Source organism: Sphingopyxis sp., from assembly GCF_035944815.1.
Classification (GTDB): Bacteria; Pseudomonadota; Alphaproteobacteria; order Sphingomonadales; family Sphingomonadaceae; genus Sphingopyxis.
Window position 1 is genome coordinate 630,081 of record NZ_DASZAU010000009.1, and the last position, 19,353, is coordinate 649,433.

Annotated in this window: 20 protein-coding genes, 1 tRNA gene and 1 pseudogene; 17 read left to right on the plus strand and 5 right to left on the minus strand. The window is 65.2% G+C overall.

Annotation, left to right across the window (positions count from 1 at the left end; genetic code table 11):
• Positions 1 to 74 precede the first annotated feature (74 nt).
• The 3 genes from VGU00_RS13650 (at position 75) to VGU00_RS13660 (ending at position 1,700) form a co-directional block, all read left to right on the plus strand.
• Positions 75 to 151 (plus strand) — tRNA-His (locus tag VGU00_RS13650).
• Between the two features lie 96 nt (positions 152 to 247).
• Complete coding sequence (locus VGU00_RS13655; RefSeq protein WP_327469364.1) at positions 248 to 1,297, plus strand: Glu/Leu/Phe/Val family dehydrogenase; 1,050 nt, start codon at positions 248 to 250, stop codon at positions 1,295 to 1,297.
• Positions 1,298 to 1,346: 49 nt separating this feature from the next.
• The gene (locus tag VGU00_RS13660) at positions 1,347 to 1,700 is read left to right on the plus strand and encodes a YbaN family protein (RefSeq protein WP_327469366.1); all 354 of its coding nucleotides are present in this window, start codon (positions 1,347 to 1,349) and stop codon (positions 1,698 to 1,700) included.
• Between the two features lie 48 nt (positions 1,701 to 1,748).
• Here the strand turns inward: VGU00_RS13660 and VGU00_RS13665 are convergent, their stop codons facing one another.
• The gene (locus VGU00_RS13665; protein ID WP_327469368.1) at positions 1,749 to 4,301 is read right to left on the minus strand and encodes a TonB-dependent receptor; all 2,553 of its coding nucleotides are present in this window, start codon (positions 4,299 to 4,301) and stop codon (positions 1,749 to 1,751) included.
• 237 nt (positions 4,302 to 4,538) lie between these two features.
• Between VGU00_RS13665 and ccmC the strand changes: the two genes are divergently transcribed.
• The 10 genes from ccmC (at position 4,539) to VGU00_RS13715 (ending at position 12,986) form a co-directional block, all read left to right on the plus strand.
• Positions 4,539 to 5,270 (plus strand): heme ABC transporter permease CcmC, encoded by a 732-nt coding sequence (gene ccmC / locus VGU00_RS13670; protein WP_327469846.1) that lies wholly within the window; start codon positions 4,539 to 4,541, stop codon positions 5,268 to 5,270.
• A 3-nt stretch (positions 5,271 to 5,273) separates the two neighbouring features.
• On the plus strand, positions 5,274 to 5,429 hold the full coding sequence (locus VGU00_RS13675) for a heme exporter protein CcmD (RefSeq protein ID WP_184644855.1): 156 nt from the start codon (positions 5,274 to 5,276) through the stop codon (positions 5,427 to 5,429).
• The gene (gene ccmE, locus VGU00_RS13680; protein ID WP_327469371.1) at positions 5,426 to 5,863 is read left to right on the plus strand and encodes a cytochrome c maturation protein CcmE; all 438 of its coding nucleotides are present in this window, start codon (positions 5,426 to 5,428) and stop codon (positions 5,861 to 5,863) included. Before VGU00_RS13675 ends, ccmE begins: the two co-directional genes overlap by 4 nt.
• A 106-nt stretch (positions 5,864 to 5,969) precedes the next feature.
• The gene (locus VGU00_RS13685; protein WP_327469372.1) at positions 5,970 to 7,937 is read left to right on the plus strand and encodes a heme lyase CcmF/NrfE family subunit; all 1,968 of its coding nucleotides are present in this window, start codon (positions 5,970 to 5,972) and stop codon (positions 7,935 to 7,937) included.
• Positions 7,934 to 8,464, plus strand: a complete 531-nt coding sequence (locus VGU00_RS13690; RefSeq protein ID WP_327469374.1) for a DsbE family thiol:disulfide interchange protein — start codon at positions 7,934 to 7,936, stop codon at positions 8,462 to 8,464. The genes VGU00_RS13685 and VGU00_RS13690 overlap by 4 nt, the downstream gene beginning before the upstream one ends.
• A complete protein-coding gene (locus VGU00_RS13695; protein WP_327469376.1) occupies positions 8,461 to 8,892 on the plus strand; it encodes a cytochrome c-type biogenesis protein in 432 nt (143 codons plus the stop codon). The genes VGU00_RS13690 and VGU00_RS13695 overlap by 4 nt, the downstream gene beginning before the upstream one ends.
• Entirely contained in the window at positions 8,889 to 9,560 is a 672-nt protein-coding gene (locus VGU00_RS13700; RefSeq protein ID WP_327469378.1) for a cytochrome c biogenesis factor, read from the plus strand. Before VGU00_RS13695 ends, VGU00_RS13700 begins: the two co-directional genes overlap by 4 nt.
• A gap of 39 nt (positions 9,561 to 9,599) precedes the next feature.
• Positions 9,600 to 11,561, plus strand: a complete 1,962-nt coding sequence (locus VGU00_RS13705) for a potassium transporter Kup (protein ID WP_327469380.1) — start codon at positions 9,600 to 9,602, stop codon at positions 11,559 to 11,561.
• A gap of 103 nt (positions 11,562 to 11,664) precedes the next feature.
• Positions 11,665 to 12,498, plus strand: coding sequence for a hypothetical protein (locus VGU00_RS13710; protein ID WP_327469382.1), 834 nt, complete (start codon positions 11,665 to 11,667; stop codon positions 12,496 to 12,498).
• On the plus strand, positions 12,498 to 12,986 hold the full coding sequence (locus tag VGU00_RS13715) for an AHH domain-containing protein (RefSeq protein ID WP_327469384.1): 489 nt from the start codon (positions 12,498 to 12,500) through the stop codon (positions 12,984 to 12,986). Before VGU00_RS13710 ends, VGU00_RS13715 begins: the two co-directional genes overlap by 1 nt.
• Here the strand turns inward: VGU00_RS13715 and VGU00_RS13720 are convergent.
• Positions 12,976 to 13,947, minus strand: a complete 972-nt coding sequence (locus VGU00_RS13720; protein ID WP_327469386.1) for a nitronate monooxygenase family protein — start codon at positions 13,945 to 13,947, stop codon at positions 12,976 to 12,978. The two genes, VGU00_RS13715 and VGU00_RS13720, sit on opposite strands and share 11 nt — an antisense overlap.
• A gap of 78 nt (positions 13,948 to 14,025) precedes the next feature.
• A complete protein-coding gene (locus VGU00_RS13725) occupies positions 14,026 to 14,442 on the minus strand; it encodes a VOC family protein (RefSeq protein ID WP_327469388.1) in 417 nt (138 codons plus the stop codon).
• A 146-nt stretch (positions 14,443 to 14,588) separates the two neighbouring features.
• On the opposite strand from VGU00_RS13725, the gene VGU00_RS13730 reads away from it, so the two are divergent.
• Both VGU00_RS13730 and VGU00_RS13735 read left to right on the plus strand, forming a co-directional pair.
• A complete protein-coding gene (locus tag VGU00_RS13730) occupies positions 14,589 to 15,260 on the plus strand; it encodes an AraC family transcriptional regulator (RefSeq protein ID WP_327469390.1) in 672 nt (223 codons plus the stop codon).
• 253 nt (positions 15,261 to 15,513) lie between these two features.
• Positions 15,514 to 16,254, plus strand: a complete 741-nt coding sequence (locus VGU00_RS13735; RefSeq protein ID WP_327469392.1) for a CPBP family intramembrane glutamic endopeptidase — start codon at positions 15,514 to 15,516, stop codon at positions 16,252 to 16,254.
• A 49-nt stretch (positions 16,255 to 16,303) separates the two neighbouring features.
• On the opposite strand, the gene VGU00_RS13740 is transcribed toward VGU00_RS13735, so the two are convergent.
• Together VGU00_RS13740 and VGU00_RS13745 are read right to left on the minus strand one after the other, a co-directional pair.
• Complete coding sequence (locus VGU00_RS13740; protein WP_327469394.1) at positions 16,304 to 16,798, minus strand: hypothetical protein; 495 nt, start codon at positions 16,796 to 16,798, stop codon at positions 16,304 to 16,306.
• A 57-nt stretch (positions 16,799 to 16,855) separates the two neighbouring features.
• Positions 16,856 to 17,683 carry an alpha/beta hydrolase gene (locus tag VGU00_RS13745; protein WP_327469396.1) on the minus strand — a complete coding sequence of 276 codons (828 nt, stop codon included), beginning with the start codon at positions 17,681 to 17,683 and terminating at the stop codon, positions 16,856 to 16,858.
• A 138-nt stretch (positions 17,684 to 17,821) separates the two neighbouring features.
• Here VGU00_RS13745 and VGU00_RS13750 point away from each other — a divergent pair, with 138 nt between their 5' ends.
• Together VGU00_RS13750 and VGU00_RS13755 are read left to right on the plus strand one after the other, a co-directional pair.
• A complete protein-coding gene (locus tag VGU00_RS13750; RefSeq protein ID WP_327469398.1) occupies positions 17,822 to 18,835 on the plus strand; it encodes a GlxA family transcriptional regulator in 1,014 nt (337 codons plus the stop codon).
• 91 nt (positions 18,836 to 18,926) lie between these two features.
• Positions 18,927 to 19,286 (plus strand): annotated as a pseudogene (locus VGU00_RS13755) (YciI family protein); the annotation flags it as partial.
• Between the last annotated feature and the right edge of the window lie 67 nt (positions 19,287 to 19,353).

The following is a 19,353-nucleotide window of genomic DNA, read 5'->3' on the forward strand; positions in this document are numbered from 1 at the left end:
CGAACAATGCTTGACGAAGGGGGAGGGCGCGCCTATCGCCGCGCGCTGTCGCAGGCGGTTTCGCCGGACATGTGGCGACCATAGCTCAGTTGGTTAGAGCGCCGGTTTGTGGTACCGGAGGTCGCGGGTTCGAGCCCCGTTGGTCGCCCCATTTTCTCTATCATTGCGCATAGACGCTTTTGGGGTGACTCGCTGCGCCCGTTGCATTATTGCTCGCCCACGTAATTTTTTAACGTGAGGATGAAATATGTCCGCTGTCTGGGATTTCGCCGATTTCGACGATCATGAGCATGTCCACATGTTCCGCGACCGGAAGAGCGGGCTGACGGCGGTCATTGCCGTCCACTCGACGCACCTCGGCCCCGGCGCGGGCGGCGTCCGCTATTGGCATTATCCGCAGCGCGCCGCGGCGATCACCGACGCGCTGCGCCTGTCGCGCGGCATGAGCTACAAAAATGCGATGGCGGGCCTGCCGATGGGCGGCGCCAAGGGCGTGATCCTCGCCGACGAGAATGGCGTCAAGACCCCCGAATTGCTCGCGGCATTCGGCCGTGCGGTCGATTCGCTGGGTGGTGCCTATGTGACCGCCGAAGATGTCGGCATGTCGGTCGCCGACATCGTCGCGATTTCGCACCAGACCAAACATGTCAGCGGCTTGCCCGTCGCGGGCGACGAGGTCGGCGGCGATCCGGGCCCGCAGACCGCGCTCGGCGTCTATCTGGGCATCCTCGCCGCTATCAGGCAGGGACTCGGCACCGATAGCGCAAAAGGCGTGCGCGTCGCGATCCAGGGCGTGGGCAGCGTCGGCGGCGGCGTCGCGCGGCGTTTGGCCGCCGATGGCGCGATCCTGACGCTCGCCGACGTCAATCTGACGCGCGCGAAGGCGCTCGCCGACGAACTGGGTGCCGAGCTCGCCGATTCGGCGGCGATCATGGAGATCGAGGCCGATGTGCTGAGCCCCAATGCGCTCGGCGCGATCCTGACCGAAGAGAGCATCGCCAGGCTCAACGTCCCGATCGTCGCCGGCGGCGCGAACAACCAGCTCGCGACCGCGGCCGACGGCCAGCGCGTCCATGATCGCGGTATCGTCTATGCCCCCGATTATGTGATCAACGCGGGCGGTATCATCAACGTCGCGCTCGAATATCTCGGGCAGAGCAGCCGCGAGGAAGTCGAAAGCCGCATTCGCCAGATTCCCGGCCGCCTTGCCGAAATCTGGGCCGAGAGCAAAGCGAGCGGCACGCCCGCGTCGGTCGTCGCCGACCGGATGGCGCAGAAGCTGATCGGGCGCGGCTGATATCTTCGAGGGCTGGCGCGGGATGCGAATTCCGCTAAGCCAGCCATCGATGAAACGGCATTTTTATCTGGTCGCAGGCTGGGCTTCGCTGGGACTCGGCGCGATCGGCGCTTTCCTGCCGTTGCTGCCGACGGTGCCGTTCGTCATCCTTGCCGCCTTCTGCTTTGCGCGATCGTCGCCGCGGCTCGAGACCTGGCTGCTCACCCACCCCCATTTCGGGCATCATATCGTCGCGTGGCGCGAGAAGGGCGCGATCAGCCGCAAGGGCAAGATCGCCGCGACCGCCGCCTTTGCGCTCAGCATCGTGCTGGCGGCGATCTTTTCGCCCTGGCCGTGGGTGATGCTCCCGGTGATCGCCGCGGTCGTCACCGGCAGCTGGATCTGGACGAGGCCGGAAGCCTAGCGTCCTGACCCTGGCCCCCGGCCTTGTCCGTTCACCCATGGCGGCCGGTCAGAAGTCGACCGACAGGCGTCCATAGACGAATCGGCCGCTGAAGCCGAACGGCGACTGCGACGAATAGGGCAGGAAGCTGTTGTTCAGCCCGAAGTTGAAGCCGTCCACCGTGCCGAACGGCAGGCGATCGGGATATTCGTCGAGCAGGTTGTTCGCGCCGATAGCCAGCTGCACCGGTTCGACCGGACGGAAACGCAATTCCAGATCGACGACCCATTTGGGGGTGAGCGTGACGTCTCCCGGCGCCGCGCCCTTGGGCACGGTGATGTCGAGGCTGGGGCCCGGCAGGAACACCTTGCCATAGCGGTTCGCCCGCAGCGTCAGCCCCGCCGGTCCCGATTCCCAGTCGAGCGCGACGTTGAGCTTGTTCGACGGCTGACCATCGGTCAGGCGGAAGCTTTCGGGGCGTGCGAACAGGCGCTGCGCGGTGAAACCGCTGAACGTCCGGCGGTCGGTGATCTTCGTGTCGTTGAGATTGTAGCCGGCGGTCAGCGTCACCTTGCCGACCCCGAAGTCGGGCAGGCGGTAGCTGCCGACGATGTCGAGCCCCTGCGTTCGCGTGTCGATGCCGTTGATGAAGAAGCGGGCCGAGGTGCCCGGTACGCCCGCCGCCTGCAGGATCGCAACCACGTCGGCGCCCTGAAGATTTTCGGTCAGCGTGATGCGGTCCTTGATCTTGATACGGTAGTAGTCGACCGTCAGGCTGAGCCCCGGCACCAGGTTGAACGCCACGCCGCCGCCGAAATTGACCGACTTTTCAGGTTCCAGCGGTTCGGCGCCAAGCGCTACGGCAATCGGCGATCCGACGGGGAAGGTGCCGATTTCGATCAGTGTGCCGTTCACATTGTTGGTCGAGGTGGTCGAAAAATATTGCTGCGCCATGCCGGGAGCCCGGAAGCCGGTCGATATCGACCCGCGTAGCGCGATGCCTTCGACGGGCTCGATGCGCGCCGCGATCTTGCCGTTTACCGTATCGCCGAAGTCCGAAAAATGTTCGTAGCGGCCCGCGGCCTGGATGTTGAATATCTCGCTGATATCGGCGTCGAGTTCGACATAGCCGGCGAAACTGTCGCGCGACTTGTCGACCGCGGTTGTCGGCGAAAAGCCAGGGAAGACCTGCGCCCCCGGGGCGGCGCCATTGGTGAAGGTGAACGGGCCGGCGACATAGCTTTCCAGCTGACCGGGGACGATCCGGTAATTTTCGTTCCGCCATTCGCCGCCGAGCGCGAGCGTCGTGTCGCCGATGCCGAGGTCGATCCCGTGCGTCGCGTCGAAGTTTACCGAGGTTTGACCCGAACGCAGTCCGCCCGCGTCGAACCTGCGCGGACTGGCAAGCCCGCCGAGCGAGGTGTTGAACGTATTCTCGACCCCATAGTCGAGGCGGTTGGAACCATAGTTGACCGAAAGGTCGAGGTTCCACCCGCCGGTTTCGCCGCGAATGCCGCCGGCGATCGCAATATCCTCGATCCGGCTCGTGATCAGCGGCAGGAAACCGTCGGGGTAGAAGGGCTGGCCGCCATTCGCCCAGTCGGCGTTGCGGGGATCGAGTGCGCGGCGATAGAAGCCCGCGCCGTTGGCGTCGCGGATGCCATAGCTGCCGAAACTGTAGAGTTCCCAGTCGGTGCCGACGTCCATCCCGCCGTTGAAGAAGAAGTTGAGATCCTTTGATTCGCCATCGCCGAAGCGGTGCGAGTAGCGGTTGAAGCTCGTCTCGCGCGGGTCGCCGATCCCGGCATACTGGCGGCGGATGTCGGCCCCCGAGCGATTGGACGGCGAGCGATCCTTATATTCGGCGGTGAAATTGAAATAACCGCCCTCGCCGATCGGCAGGCCGACATTGGTCGCAAACGTATAGGTGTCGCCGTCGCGGCGCTTGCGGTCCTTGCCGGTGAAGGTGATGGCCGGGTCGACGCCGGCCGCGGTCGTCGGTGCGACGCTGGCGACCTCTGAGACATCTTCCATCATCGTAATATATTTGCCGAAGCTGATCTGCGCCCGGCCGCCTTCGCGTTTCTTGAGCTGGATATTGATGACGCCGGCAATGGCGTCCGAGCCATATTGCGACGCCGCGCCGTCGCGCAGCACTTCGATCCGTTCGATGGCAAGCGGCGGGATGGCGTTCATGTCGACGCCCGCCGATCCGCGGCCGATCGAGCCATTCAGGTTGAGCAGCGAGGAAAGGTGGCGGCGCTTGCCGTTGACGAGCACCAGCACCTGATCGGGGGCGAGGCCGCGCAGCGTTGCCGGGCGCAGCGAGTCGGTGCCGTCGGTCAGCGACGGCTGCGGGAAGTTGAACGAGGGGACGAGATTGTTGAGCAGGCGGTTGGTTTCGGTCGTGCCGCTATTCTGCAACGATTCACTGGAGATCACGTCGATCGGTACGGTGCTGTCGGCGACGGTCCGGTCGGTACGGCGCGTGCCGGTGACGATGATCGTCGCGCCGTCGGAGGCTTCGGCCGCCCCTTCCTGCGCAAAGGTCGGGACGCTCCAGCCACCGGCGACGAGCGCGACGGCGAGAGCGAGCGAGGAGATTTGAGCGGGTTTATACATATGGCGGCCCCTGTCCTTGTTGTTGACGAAGCGAGGCTTCCACGCGGATGGCCGCGATGCCAGCGCAATTCGCACAGATTATTTCCTTTTTTTGCAGATTGTTGCAATTATGACGCTATTGATTGCATTACTAAGTAATTTAATTTCCAAATTTGTACGGTATCGATACCAAAGTTGCGGGTGGCGGGTGCAATTGGCTGGACCGCCGCCGCGTGCTGGCTTAAGGCTCGGCGCGCGATGCACGCCTACGCCAATCCCACGCGCTTTCTTGCGATCGCCAAGCCGCTGACGCCGTGGTTGCTCGGCGTCGGGCTGTTGCTCGTGCTCGCGGGCGCTTTCGCTGGATTGACGATGGTTCCCGGCGATTACAAGCAGGGCGAAACTGCGCGAATCCTGTACGTTCACGTCCCGTCGGCCTGGCTCGGCATGGGCGGCTGGACCTCGCTCGCGATCGCGGGCCTTATCCAGCTCGTCTGGCGCCATCCGCTGTCGGGCATCGCGGCGCGCGCGATCGCGGTGCCGGGGATGCTGTTTACTGCGCTCTGCCTTGCGACCGGATCGATCTGGGGGCGCCCGACCTGGGGAACCTGGTGGGAATGGGACGGCCGGATGACCTCGATGCTCGTCCTGCTGTTCCTCTACGCGGGCTTCATCGCGTTGACGAGCGGCGACGACGGGCAAAGGCAGGGCGGGTCGCTGTCGCGCGGCGCTGCGATCTATGCACTGGTCGGCGCGATCAATATCCCGATCATCAACCGCAGCGTCGTGTGGTGGAACAGCCTGCATCAGGGACCGAGCATCACGCTGCGCGGGTCGAGCATCGACGGGGCGCTACTGTGGCCGTTGGGCTTGACCGTTGTCGGCTTTTCGTTGCTATTCGGGGCTATCGTGCTGATGCGGATGCGGCGGATCATCGCCGACAATCGGGTCGCGGCGCGATTGCGGCGATTGGCCGACGAGGAGGACTGACGCGTGACGGGGGTGATCAGCGGGGGCGGCCAGTGGGCGTTCGTTGCCGCGGCCTATGGACTGACGGCCGTGCTGACCGGCGCGGTGCTGTGGGCGAGCTGGCGCGCGATGAAAAAGGCCGAAAAGCGCAGCGACGCGCTGCGAAAGGATCGTAAGTGAAGGCCAAGCATCAACGGCTGATCCTGGCGCTGGTCGCGCTGGGCGGCGTTGCCGGCGCGGGCGTGCTGGCAGCGAGCGCGCTGCGCGACGAGGCGGCCTATTTCCGTACACCGGTCGAGATCGAGGGTGGCAAGGCCGCGGTGGGTGAGGCGATGCGGCTGGGCGGCATGGTCGCCAAGGGCAGCATCGAGCGGCAGGCCGATGGCCTGACGATCCGTTTCGTCGCGACCGACGGCAAGGCGTCGGTGCCGGTCGAATATAAGGGCATCGCGCCCGACCTGTTCGGCGAGGAAAGCGGCATGGTGGCCGACGGCCGGATGCGCGCCGACGGGACCTTCGTCGCCGACCGCATCCTCGCCAAGCATGACGAACGCTATATGCCGCCGCAGATGGGCGACATGCCCAAGGATATGAAGGCGCCGGCGGGGGTATGAGCGACGTTCATTCGATCGTCATCCCGGCGAAGGCCGGGATCTCAACGGCGCATATAAACGCCAAGGGCGAGACCCCGGCCTTCGCCGGGGTGACGGAGGTTGGGTCGTGATCGCCGAACTCGGTCTGGCCCTGCTGTGGATCGCGGCGGCGCTTGCGTGCCTTTCGCTGGTTGCGGGGACGCTGTTCCTGCGCGGCGGACCCAAGGATCTGGCGGCGCTCGTGCGGCCGGCGAGCGTCGCGCAGGGCGTGCTGACCGCGGTCGCCTTCGCCTTGTTGATCGCGCTGTTCGTGCGGTCGGACATGTCGGTCGAACTGGTCGCGCGCAACAGCAACAGCCTGAAACCGATGATCTTCAAGGTCGCCGGGACGTGGGGAAACCACGAAGGATCGATGCTGTTGTGGCTGATGATCCTGTCGCTGTCGGGCGGCTTGATCGCGATCTTCGAGAAACGGCTGCGCGAGGATACGCTGATCGCGACCTTGGCCGCGCAGGCGGCGCTGAGCCTTGGCTTCTTTGCCTTCCTGCTCTTTTCGTCGAACCCGTTCAAGCGGCTGCCGGTCGCACCGCCTGACGGGCAGGGGCTCAATCCGCTGTTGCAGGATATCGGTCTCGCCTTCCATCCGCCGACGCTTTACGTCGGCTATGTCGGGCTGTCGGTCGCGTTCAGCTTTGCCGTCGGCGCGCTGATCACGCGCGAGATCGGCCCCGCCTTTGCCCGCGCGATGCGGCCGTGGGTGCTCGGGAGCTGGATTTTCCTGACGCTCGGCATCACCGCGGGTAGCTATTGGGCCTATTATGAGCTCGGCTGGGGGGGCTGGTGGTTCTGGGACCCGGTCGAGAATGTTTCGCTGGTCCCGTGGCTCGCGGGTGCGGCGCTGCTCCATTCGGTCGCGGTGACGGCGACGCGCAATGCCCTGCGCGCCTGGACGGTGATGCTCGCGGTGATCGGCTTCTCGATGTCGATGGTCGGCACCTTCATCGTCCGGTCGGGGCTGCTCACCAGCGTTCACAGCTTCGCCGTCGATCCCGAGCGCGGGACCTTCCTGCTCGCGCTGATGGCGATCTATATCGGCGGGGCGCTGACCTTGTTCGCGCTGCGCGCGGGCTCGGTCGCCGAGGGCAAGAAATTCGCGCTGCTGAGCCGCGAGGGGTCGCTGGTCATCAACAACCTGCTGCTGACGACGATCCTCGCGCTCGTGCTGCTCGGCACGCTCTACCCGATCGTCGCCGAGGCGATGGGCGAGAAGATTTCGGTCGGGCCGCCCTATTATAACAAGGTCGCGGGGCCGCTCGCGCTGATCCTGTGCCTCGTCATGGTCGCGGGGCCGCTGCTGAGCTGGCGCAAGGACGACGGCAAGAAACTCTGGTCGCGGCTGCCGCTCGCGATCTTCGCCGGGACGGCGGTGCTGTTCGCGTTGATCCTGTTCGGCGGCAAGGTCGGCATATTGCCGCTGCTCGGCATGACCGTCGCGGGCATCGTCGCGGTGGCGAGCCTTGCGCCGCTGTGGGGGCGAAACCTGCGCCGCACGCCGCTGCCGACATGGGGTATGGTGATCGCGCATTTCGGCGTCGCGGTGTGCCTCGCCGGCATGGGCGCCGAAAGCGCCTTCATCAAGGAGCGACTGGTCGCCGCGGCACCGGGTGAGGTGATCAAGATCGGCGATTTCGCCGTCAAATTCGCTGGCGTCAAACCGATCGCGGGGCCGAATTATACGGCGATCGAAGGCACGCTGGTGGCGACCACATCGTCGGGGAGCAGCTTTACGATGAAGCCCGAGGCGCGGACATTCCCCGGCCTGATGGGCACTGCGCCGACCGAGACCAACGAGGCGGCGTTGCTGACGCGGCCGGGCGGACAGCTTTATGCGGTGCTGGGGCAACCGGTGACGAGCGACGACGGCCGTGCCGACCGTTACCAGATCCGCCTGTGGTGGAAACCGCTGGTGTGGTGGATATGGCTCGGCGGCGCGCTGATCGCGATCGGTGCGGCGCTGTCGATGCTGGGCCGCGCGCAATTGCTGGCGATCTGGCGCGCGCGCCGTGCGCGTAAGGCAGAGGAACGTTTCGCATGAGGAACCGCTGGGTCCTGTTCGTGCCGCTGGCGATCATGGGATTGCTGTTCGGCGCCTTCGTCTATCGGCTGGTGACGCCGGGCGAGACGCTGATCCAGTCGCAGTGGATCGACAAGCCGATGCCGCTGTTCGACCTGCCGCCCGCGACCGCGGGTGTCGCGGGGCTGAAAAGCAGCCAGCTCGCCGACGGGCGGCCGCGGCTCGTCAATGTGTTCGCGAGCTGGTGCATCCCGTGCCGCGCCGAGGCGCCGCAACTCGAGGCGCTGAAGGCGGCCGGCGTGCCGATCGACGGCATCGCGATCCGCGACCGGCCCGAGGACGTCGCGATGTTCCTGAAGGAATATGGCAATCCGTTCGACCGTATCGGGGCGGACATGCAGTCGAGCGTGCAGATCGCGCTGGGATCGTCGGGCGTGCCCGAAACTTTCCTGATCGACGGCAAGGGGATCATCCGCGAACAGATCCAGGGCGTCATCCTCGCCGATCAGGTGCCCGAGATCGTCGCGAAGCTCGAGGCGATGAAATGACGCTGCGGCTTGTCTTCCTCTGCCTGCTGGGGGCGCTTGCGTTGCCGCTGGCCGCGCAGGACCGGTTGCCGCCGGCGCCCTATGCCTATCAGCAGCTGAAGGACCCCGCGCAGGAAGCGCGCGCCAAGGCGCTGATGGAAGAACTGCGCTGTCTCGTCTGTCAGGGCCAGTCGATCGCCGATTCGGATGCGCCGCTGGCGGGCGATATGCGCCACGAGGTGCGCAGCAAGATCGCCGAGGGCGAGAGCCCGGCCGAAATCAAGGCATGGCTCGTCGCGCGCTATGGCAATTGGGTGAGTTACGATCCGCCGTTCGACATGGCGACGGCCTTCCTGTGGCTGGGGCCGTTGCTGTTCCTCGCGCTCGGCGGCTGGCTGGCGTTCGGGCGGTTTCGCGGGAACGAGAACGACGGCGAGGATGCGGCATGATCTGGATATGGATATTGCTGGCAGCCGCAGTGACGATCGGCGGTATTTTCTGGCTGGGCAAACTGCCCGCCGCGGCGCGGCCGCTGGCGGGGGCGGCGATCATGCTGGGGCTGGCGGGCTATGCGTTGCAGGGCAGCCCATCGCTGCCCGGCAAGCCGGTGGCGGTACCCGACGAGCCCGAAGGGTTCGGCGAGGCGATCACCGACCAGCGGCAGGGCATGTCCGAACGTTTCGGTCCCGCCGCGCAGTGGCTGGGCATGTCCGACGGTTTCGCGCGGACGGGCAAGACCGAGCTTGCGGCCAAAACCCTTGAAAAGGGCCTCGAAAAATATCCCGACAATGTCGACCTGTGGGTCGGGCTGGGCAATGCGCTTGCCGCGCACAGCGGCGGGATGATGTCGCCCGCGGCGGCGCTGGCGTTCGACGAGGCGGCGAAGCGCGACCCGACGCATCCGGCGCCGCCGTTCTTCGCGGGTCTTGCGCTCGCGCAGGGCGGCGACCTCAAAGGCGCCGAGGCGGTGTGGAGCCAGCTGCTGGCGCGCAGCCCTGCCGATGCGCCCTGGCGGCGCGACCTCGAGATGCGGCTCGGGCAATTGCGGCAGGCGCTGGGGCCGCAGCTTCCCCTGGAGGCCCCGGCCGATGCACCGGCCGGGGACGTCCCGAATTGAAACCTATTCCAAAGGCTCCGGCTCGTCTAAAGGCGCGCGATGACTGCTGAGTCGCAACAGGCGGCCGAAGGCGCATCGAGCGCCGTTCCGGCCACCGCCGATACGGCCCATATAGGGCATGGACATCATGGCGATAGCAGGCTGAAGCTTGCTGTCGGCGCCGTCGGCGTCGTCTTCGGCGACATCGGTACCAGCCCGCTCTATGCGTTTCGCGAAACCTTTGCCGGGCATCACCCGATCGAGGCCGACCGGCTGCATATCTATGGCGTGCTGAGCCTCGTCTTCTGGTCGATGATGCTGGTCGTCACCTTCAAATATGTGCTGACGATCATGAAGGCCGACAACAAGGGCGAGGGCGGCAGCCTCGCGCTGCTCGCGCTGATCAGCCGGTCGTCGGAGGGCAAGCGCTGGACTTGGCCGATCGTGCTGCTCGGCGTGTTCGCGACCGCGCTCTTCTATGGCGACAGCATGATCACCCCGGCGATGTCGGTGCTCTCGGCGACCGAGGGACTGAGCTACGTCAACAAGGGCTTCGAGCCCTATATCGTGCCGATCGCGCTCGCGATCCTGATCGGGCTGTTCGCAATCCAGTCGCGCGGGACGGCGAAGGTCGGGATGTTGTTCGGGCCGATCATGCTCGCCTATTTCACGATGCTTGCGGTGCTCGGCCTGATCCATATCGTCGATCATCCGGGGATCATCCTCGAAACGCTGAACCCGGTGAACGCGCTGCGCTTCTTTTACGTCGACGGGTTTACAGCCTTCATCGCGCTGGGGGCCGTCGTGCTCGCGGTGACAGGGGCCGAGGCGCTTTATGCCGACATGGGGCATTTCGGGCGCGGCCCGATCGGGCTCAGCTGGCTGACCTTCGTGCTGCCGGCATTGATGCTCAACTATATGGGGCAGGGCGCAATGGTGCTCGAAGCTGACATGGGGCCGCGCAGCGACCTGATCGCCGATCCGTTCTTCCAGATGATGCCCGAAGCCTGGCAGGTGCCGGTCGTGATCCTCGCCATCCTTGCGACGATCATCGCGAGCCAGGCGGTGATTTCGGGCGCCTTCTCGCTGACGCAGCAGGCGATCCAATTGGGCTTCATGCCGCGCCTGCGCGTCGAACACACCAGCGCGTCGGCGCAGGGGCAGATCTATATCCCGATGGTCAATTGGGGACTGATGGTGATGGTGATCATCCTCGTCCTCTTCTTCGGGTCGTCGAGCAATCTTGCCGCCGCCTATGGCATCGCGGTGACGGGGGCGATGTTCATCGACACCTGCCTGCTGTCGGTCGTGCTCTTCACCTTGTGGAAATGGCCGGCGTGGAAGGCGCTGCCGGTCCTGGCGGTGTTTTTCGTCGTCGACATTGCCTATTTCGGCGCGAACCTGATCAAGGTGCCCGATGGCGGCTGGGTCCCACTGGCGATCGGCCTCACCATCTTCACGCTGCTGACCACCTGGTCGCGCGGGCGCAAGCTGATGCAGCAGGAAATGGCCGAGGGCGCGATGCCGATCCCGGTCTTCGTCAAGTCGGCGGCGAACAGCGCGACGCGCGTGCCGGGGACCGCGGTGTTCATGACGTCGAGCAGCGACGGCGTGCCGCACGCGCTGCTGCACAACCTCAAGCACAACAAGGTGCTGCACCAGCGGATCATCCTGCTGACGATCAAGATTGCCGACGTGCCCTATGTCCGCGCGGAAAATCACTGCGCGCTCGACGATCTGGGGCAGGGGTTCCACCGGCTGATCCTGAATTACGGCTTCATGCAGCCGATCGACGTGCCCGACGCGCTGAAGCGCGTCACGAGCTGCGGCGGCGAGTTCAAAATGCTCGAGACGAGTTTCTTCCTGTCGCGCCAGACGCTGATCGCCGCGAGCAAGCCCGGGATGCCGATCTGGCGCGAAAAATTGTTCGCCTGGATGCTCCGCAATTCGGAAAGCGCGATGGAATATTTCCGCCTGCCGACCAACCGCGTCGTCGAACTGGGGAGCCAGGTCGCGATCTGACCGGGATTGCCGAGGTTAACTTCGCGACATGTCCGAATAAGCGTTTGAACATCGCGGCAAGTCTTGCAATGCAAGGGCGACCCAGAAAAGGCCGCGCAACACGATGGATGTCGGCAATAGCGACGCTCTGATCCTGCCGGTTCCACCGGAACCCTTCGCCCTGATCGTCGGCGCGGTGAAACAGGATAGATCGGGAGAGACGGTCGAAGCTTCGCTGCGCCGCATGGGGTTGAAGCCCGAACGAATCGTCCAGGAAGGCGGCGATATCGCCGAGCGGATCGCGGTGCCGCGTTTTCGCCTGCGTTTCGGGGCGTTGTCGGTTCTCGCCGGCCCCGCCGCGGAAGCTGCGCTCGACTTCGCCGATCCCGGGCATCCGTCGACGAGCCTGCTGGCGGCGAGCCTTCCGCAAAAATGGGGTGAGAACGGGTCGTGTTGGCTCTTTGTCCCGGAACGCGAGCCCGGGGCTCCGGAGACATCGACCGAGCAGCCGACACGGATGCGCGAATTTTTCAAGATGATGGTGCTGCTGATCGACCTGTTCGAGGCCAGCCATATCTTCTGGTCGCCGGCGCGACTGTGGTCCGATGCACCGCAATTCCGTGCATCGATCGCCGAAATGCTGGCGAGCGGGATGCCGCCGATACTGCATCTTGTCGCGTTCCGGCGGCACGACGTCGGAGACGGCGCGAGCATCGGCACTCGCGGGCTTGCGCTGTTTGCCGGACAGGAGCTGGAAGCACGCATACCGGGCGGCTGGACGGTCGCCGAAATGGTCAAGCGGCTGTCGCGGCTCGCGCTCGACATGATGCTCAACGGACCCGTCCAATATCCACGGACGATGCGCGGCATCGAGGCGGGCGAGTGGATCGAGATATTGCCCCCACCGGAGAATGCGGGCCGGCGATCGACCGTGATTGTCGAATTCGGCCGTAGCTGATGCCGGGCGGGGGCTGGAATGGAGCGCCACCGCCGCAAACCGGTTTCCAGCGCCACCATCTGATACCGGTCGCGCTGCTGCGACGTCCGCAAATGGCGGAGCTGTTCGATCATCTGCAGGCCGAAGGTTTCGCGCTCCAGCAATTCGCGCGGAACGGGCTGATGCTGCCGGCGTGCGAAGCGGCGGCGCTGCGATCGGGCTATGCGCTGCATCGCGGGCCGCATCACGGCTATAGCGAGGTCGTCGCGGCGCGGGTCGAGAAGGTTCGCGCGCATTTCGTCCTGCACGCCCCCGCCGACCTGCGCACGGCGCGGCGCACCGCGGTCATGCGGCTGCGGTTGTTGCAGGATACGACGCGGCGGGCGCTGACCGACCGGCACGGCTGCGGCTTCTGGCTCAACCGCCGCGATCCGATGCGGCTGTTCGCCGATCGCCCCTATCTGGACGAAGCGATCGACAAGCTGTTCGGCGCAGAGGTCAGAGTCTGACCTTCGCCTCCAGTTCGCGGCGCGCGGCGAGATATTGTTCCTCGAGTTCGGCGACGAAGTCGGCGACGGGGCGGACGGCGGTGACCGGGCCGATACCCTGACCCGAGCCCCAGATGTCCTTCCACGCCTTCGCCTTGGTGTTGCCGCCCGAACCGAAGTTCATCGTCTTGAGATCGCCTTCGGGCAGGTTGTCGGGATCCATGCCCGCCGAGACGATCGACTGGCGGAGGTAATTGCCGTGCACACCGGTAAACAGGTTCGAATAGACGATGTCGGCGGCGCGGCCCTCTACGATACCGTCCTTGTATCCCTGATCGGCATTGGCTTCGGTGGTCGCGATGAAGGCGCTGCCGATATAGGCGAGGTCGGCGCCGCACGCCTGCGCGGCAAGGATCGAGCGGCCGTGGCCGATCGCGCCCGACAGCGCGACGGGGCCGTCGAACCATTCGCGGATTTCCTGCACCAGTGCGAAAGGCGATTGCCGGCCGGCGTGCCCGCCGGCGCCCGCCGCGACGGGGATCAGACCGTCGGCACCCTTTTCGACCGCCTTCCGCGCGAAGCGGTCGTCGATGACGTCGTGGAGCGTGATGCCGCCCCAGCTGTGGACGGCCTGATTGAGTTCCTCGCGCGCGCCTAATGAGGTGATCGTAATCGGCACCTTCCACTTGGCACAGGTCGCGATATCCTGTTCGAGCCGGTCGTTCGATTTATGGACGATCTGGTTGACGGCATAAGGCGCCGACAGGCGATCGGGATTATCGCGGTCCCATGCGGCGAGCTCTTCGGTGATCTGGTGCAGCCATTCGTCGAGCAAGGATTGCGGGCGCGCGTTCAATGCGGGGAAGCTGCCGACGACGCCGGCCTTGCACTGCGCGATGACGAGTTCGGGGCCCGACACGATGAAGAGCGGCGAACCGATGACGGGCAGGCGCAGGCGGTCGAAAATCGGGGGAAGGGCCATGAATCAGTCTCTCCGGTTGCGGTTTGAAACTGACCTTAACGTAAACGGAAGGTAGCGCAAGATGCTTGGGTCAGGACCCTAGTCGAACGCGGGGCCTTTGAGTTCGACGATATTGCCTTCGGGGTCGCTGATATAGATCGACGGTCCCTCGCCCTCGGCGCCGTAGCGCGGGCCGGCCTGTTCGACGGCGACGCCGTGGCGGTCGAGGTGGACGCGAATGGCATCCTCGTCGAACGGCGCAACGGCAATTGCGAAATGGTCGACATTGCGGCCTTCGGCTCCCGGCGCCGCACCGCCCATCGCGCCGAGTTTGCCGTCGATGGTGACGAGGTCGATCAGCGAGCTTCCGGCACGCAATTGATAGAGGCCGATTTCCGATTGGGTGCGCTCGTCGGTGCAGCCGAGGACATCGCGGTAAAAGCCGGCCATGCGATCGATATCGACGACCCGAAGCACCACATGGTCGATAGCGCGAAGGGCAAAGGGGGGATGCATGGATTTCGCTCCTCAAAACGCCGCGCCGATGGCATCCGGCCGGGGAGCCGTTCTAGTCGGCGTGCGCTGCGGTTGTCCATCGACGCGCAGCCGATGTTCGTCCGGTGGCGGTTGCGGTCCGTTGCCGGGCCCGACAGGATGCGGCGATGCAGTTGCTCCGGCCGAGCCTGTTGCCCGCCGCGACCGATATCGCGCGCCACCATCATCGCGAACCCTATGCCACGCTCGTACTGGCGGGCGCCTATGAGGAAGCGGGTGATGCCGGGCGCATCGCGGCATACGAAGGCGAAATATTGCTTCATGGTCCGTTTTCGGCGCACCGCGATCGCATTTCGGCAAAGCGGACGGTCGTGCTCGACCTGCCGTTGCCGTTCGACGGGCGCGATTGGCCGGCGCGCGCGCAGGTCGCCGATCCCGATCATATCGTCCGGCTGGCCGAATGCGATGCGGTCGAGGCGGTTGCCGCGCTGCTCGACTGCCTCGCTCCGGCCTTGGCCGCGGAAGACGACGATCTGCCCGACCGGTTGTCGGCGGCGCTGCGCACGGCAGAATCGCCACGGATCGGCGAATGGGCTGCGGCGCACGGGCAGTCGCGCGAACATGTCTCGCGCAGCTTCGAGAAGCTCTATGGCGTGTCGCCTGCCGCCTATCGTGCCGATTGCCGGGCGAAGCGCGCCTGGCGGATGATCGTCGCGGGCGATGATTGTCTCGCCGGGGTTGCGGTCGAGGCGGGCTACGCCGATCAGGCGCATATGACGCGCGCGGTGACGAAGCTCACCGGGATGTCGCCGCGGCGATGGCGGACGGGGATGGTCTAGCGGAGGTCTGCTTCGCCGGGGGGCAAATCTCTATCGGCGGCATCCCTCTCTCCGTCATCCCGGGCTTGACCCGGGACCCGCCTTTTCCTTCAAGACAGGCAGGCCCCGGATCAAGTCCGGGGTGACGACAAAAAAGCGCGGCAGCAATGCTCGAACCTCGCCCCGCACATCACATCCGTTCAAGAAGTGGGGGACGCTTCGCGCCTAGATGCGGTGCATGACAAGTCTCTCCCCCACTTCGCTGCGCCCGTTTGTGGCGCTTTCCGGTTTCCGCTTCCGCCTGTGGCCGATCGTGCTGGCCGCGGTGCTGATGCAGGTCCTCCTCGAACTCGGCCGTATTCCCGCGCGCGAAATCTATCGTGCGGGGCTGCCGCTCTGGGATGGCCATGTGTCGGTCTTCCTCCTTCTAGCGATTGCCTTTCAGGCGCTGCTTGGACTCGCCGCGATCCTCGTCATGCGCCGATTGCTGCCCGCTGCCGATCCGCATCTGCGTTGGCCGCCGGGTGCGAGCTATGCCGGGGTCGCGGCGCTGATCGGTGTCGGCATGGGGCTGGTGATGCTGGTCGCCGATTATTGGCCCGCGTTGGCGATGCAGACGCCGCCCGACATGAGCTATTCGAAAGCACCGCTCGATTCCGCAGGCTTCCTGCTCGGGATGATCACGACGGGGCTGGCGGAGGAGACGATCTTTCGCGGGTTGCTTGTCGGGATGCTTGTCGTGCTGGTGCCGGGGCGGCTGCGGATCGGGGCGCTCGACCTGCCCGTCGCTGCCTATCTGGTCGCGCTGATGTTCGGGTTGGCACACTGGAAGTCGTTCACTGTCGATCCCTTCTATCAGGCGATGGCGCAGCAGATTTACGCGTTCGTCTGGGGCCTCGTATATGTCTGGCTGATGGAGCGATCGCGGAGCCTGCTCGCACCGATCGTCGCGCACGGGCTGGGCAATTTTACCGAAGTCGGGATCGTGATCATGCTCAACGCCATGTGGTTCTGACGCGACAAGGGCGGCCTTGGAGGCCGCCCTTGGGTCGCTTCGGGGACGGTCAGGCCGCGATCGGACGGCGGCTCGCCTTGACCGCGAGATATCCGAAGAGGATCGCCGCGAGGAGGAGGGCGCCCTGTGCCGCGGCGAAGGGCGGTTCGGTGCCGTTCGGGGCGAGTGCGTTGAGTGCGGGCACCTTCAGGAAGGACTGCACGACCAGCACGAACATGTTGAGGTAGAGCGCGAAGGTCGCCGTCACGGCATAGACCGTTGCGGCGCGGCCCGCGAGCCTGTGGCGATACCAGGCCGAAAAGGTCGCGATGAGGATCAGTGTCGAGAGGATGCCGAAGCCGAGTGCCGGGGTGAAGGCGACGATCGGGAAGAGGAAGCCGGTGAGGCTGGTCAGGAGCGTTGCCCAGAGGAAGATGTCGGTGGTGCGGCGGAGAATGCGGCCGCGGGCGAAGGCGGGAAGGGCGATGAGGCCCGCACCGATGCCGATCAGGCTGATCGCGACATGGAGCGCGGTGAACTGCGGAATGGTGAGGCCGAGGATCATGACACGTCTCCTTATCTTGGTGAGGAGGCGCGGTCGGGGGCCCGCGCCTCTTACCTATCAGCTGTTGATGAAGTCGAGAAGATCGGCGTTGAACCGGTCCTGTTCGGTGACTGTGAGGCCGTGGCTGCCGCCCTTGTAGACTTTGAGCACCGCCTGCTTGACGATCTTCACGGTCGAGAGCGCCGCGGCGCCGATCGGTACGATCTGGTCGTCGTCGCCGTGGAGGACGAGCGTCGGCTTGTCGAACTTCTTCAAATCTTCGTTGAAGTCGCTTTCCGAAAAGGCGCGGATGCTGTCGAGCAGGCCCTTGAGGCCGCCGTTCATGCCCTGCCGCACGAATTCGTCGCGCACCGCTTCGCTCACCACCGCGCCGTCGCGGTTATAGCCGTAGAAGGGCAGCGTGAGATCCTTGAAGAATTGCGGGCGGTTGTCGAACGTGCCCTTGCGGATGCCGTCGAAGACGTCGAGCGGCAGGCCGCCGGGGTTGGCTTCGGTCTTGAGCATCAGCGGCGGGACGGCGCCGATCAGCGCGACCTTGGCGATGCGGGCGGTGCCGTGGCGGCCGATATAGCGGGTGACTTCGCCGCCGCCGGTCGAATGGCCGACGAGGATGACGTCCTTGAGGTCGAGCTGTTCGATCAGTTCGGCGAGGTCGTCGGCATATTGGTCCATATTATTATTGTCCCAGACTTGGTCCGAACGGCCGTGGCTGCGGCGGTCGTGGGCGATGGTGCGGAAGCCCTGGTTGGCGAAAAAGACCATCTGGGCGTCCCATGCGTCGGCCGACAGCGGCCAGCCGTGCGAGAAGACGATCGGCTGTCCGTCCTTCGGGCCCCAATCCTTGAAGAAGATGTTGGTGCCGTCCTTGGTGGTGATGGTGGTCATGATATGGTTCCTTTCGATGTGGAGGGCGGGGTGTCCGTCCCGGTGAAAAAGGAAATAGGCGGGCTCGCCCTTGCGCGGGATTGGCGGACCCGACATTATGCGGGCCGATTCCGACATATGTGCGATTGGGGAGCCGCAATGCCCAAACTGAAGGTGCCGGACGCGGCCGATATGCCGCTGATCGAGGTCGGGATGATGACCTATCCCGACTGCCAGATGGGCATGGTGCACGGGATCACTGACCTGTTCGACGTCGCGGGGCGCTTTGCGGTCGAGCATGGGCGGCAGCCGATCCGGGCCAGCCATTGGCGGTTGCAGGAGGGTGGCGGCTTTGCCCGCTGGTACGACAGTCACCCGGGTGAAGCGGCGGGCAATTCGCCCGCGGTGCTGATCGCGCCGGGGAGCTTGCACAAGCTGCTCGAACCCGGCGAGGTCGAACCCTATGCGCGCTGGCTGCTCGACCGGCATGCGCATGGCGCGGTGCTGGCGTCGAATTGCGGCGGTGCCTTTGCGCTCGCGGCGACGGGATTGCTCGCGGGGCGGCCGGCGACGACGCACTGGTTTTTTGCCGAGGAGTTCAGGGCGCGCTTTCCGGACGTGCGGATGGAGGCCGACCGGATGGTGGTCGACGATGGCGACATCGTCACTGCGGGCGGGCTGATGGCGTGGACCGACCTGGGGCTGCGCATCGTCGAGCGATTGCTAGGCCCGACGGTGATGATGGAGACCGCGCGCTTCCTGCTGATCGATCCGTCGGGGCGCGAGCAGAAGAATTACGCGAGCTTTGCGCCGAAGCTGAACCATGGCGACGAGGCGATATTGAAGGTCCAGCACTGGTTGCAGGGGCGGGGCGCGGGTCCGGTTGCGGTCGCCGAAATGGCGGGTGAGGCCGGAATGGAGGAGCGCACCTTCCAGCGGCGTTTCAAGGCCGCGACGGCGATGACGCCGGTCGAATATGTCCAGCATCTGCGTGTCGGCAAGGCGCGCGAGCTGCTGGAATTCACAAAGCGCACGGTCGACCAGGTCGCATGGAGCGTCGGCTATGAGGATGCGGCCGCCTTCCGCAAATTGTTCCACCGCCTGATCGGCCTGTCACCGCACGAATATCGGCAGCGTTTTTCGACGCCGCAGTCGCTGGAACAGGTCGCCTGAAATTTTTTTCGTACCTCGTGTCGATTTGGCGACGGCTCGTTCGTCGTCTGGGTACGAGCCGCTGTTTGGCCCGATCAAAAGGAGATGGAAAATGCGCGTGATGGTTTTTGTGAAAGCGACCGAAGACAGCGAAAAGGGCCTGCCGCCGACCGAGGACATGACCGCGATGTTCGAGGCGATGGGCAAGTTCAACGAGGAACTGGTCAACGCCGGCGTGATGGTCGACGGCGACGGGCTCAAGCCCTCTTCGCACGGCAAGCGCATCGCGTTCGACGGGCCGAACCGGTCGGTGATCGACGGGCCGTTCGCCGAGACGCGCGAACTGGTCGCGGGCTATTGGGTCTGGGAAGTCAAGGATATGGACGAAGCCGTCGCCTGGGCCAAGCGCTGCCCCAATCCGATGCCGGGGCCGAGCGAGCTCGAAATTCGTCCCTTTTATGAAATGGAGGATTTCGGCGATGCGCTGACCCCCGAACTCGCCGAACAGGAACAGAAGTTGCGCGAGCGGCTGAGCGGCG